Raw genomic sequence first — 407 nt, forward strand, 5'->3', positions numbered from 1 at the left:
CTCGAGAGTGAATTCTTTCTTCCACTTGGTCTCAATTTCTTGACGCACGACAATAGCAGAGGATCGGCGATCTAAGCCAGTCTTAGGAACATTGAAGGGATTCATTTTTTCAGCAAGAACAATCAGAGCAGTCTCAGTAGCTTCGCCGACCTTTTCGAACGCCTGTTTGAATTCGTTGAAATCAATAGCGGAGTCATTGCACATTACGCAGATAGTACCGATCTCGTGAAGAGCATCAAATTCGGCAGCCTTAACTTTCTGTCCTTTCAGATAAACGTCGCCGATTGGTTCATAAGTTGAGCCAGTAATTTCAAACTCGAGGAAGCTGCTGTCGCCACCTTCGATCTTCTCAAAGATGAACATGCGCGATACGGACAAGGTCGAGCACCGGGTCGCACATGCCGTCG

At 46.9% G+C, this 407-nt stretch carries 1 protein-coding gene; it reads right to left on the minus strand.

Features of this window, described 5'->3' with window-relative positions; genetic code table 11:
- Positions 1-363 (minus strand): hypothetical protein (locus F0U47_RS22825; protein WP_149752358.1); only part of this gene is annotated, 363 nt, incomplete at its 3' end.
- Between the last annotated feature and the right edge of the window lie 44 nt (positions 364-407).

This window comes from Nocardioides antri (assembly GCF_008373765.1).
In the GTDB taxonomy this organism is placed as follows: domain Bacteria; phylum Actinomycetota; class Actinomycetes; order Propionibacteriales; family Nocardioidaceae; genus Nocardioides; species Nocardioides antri.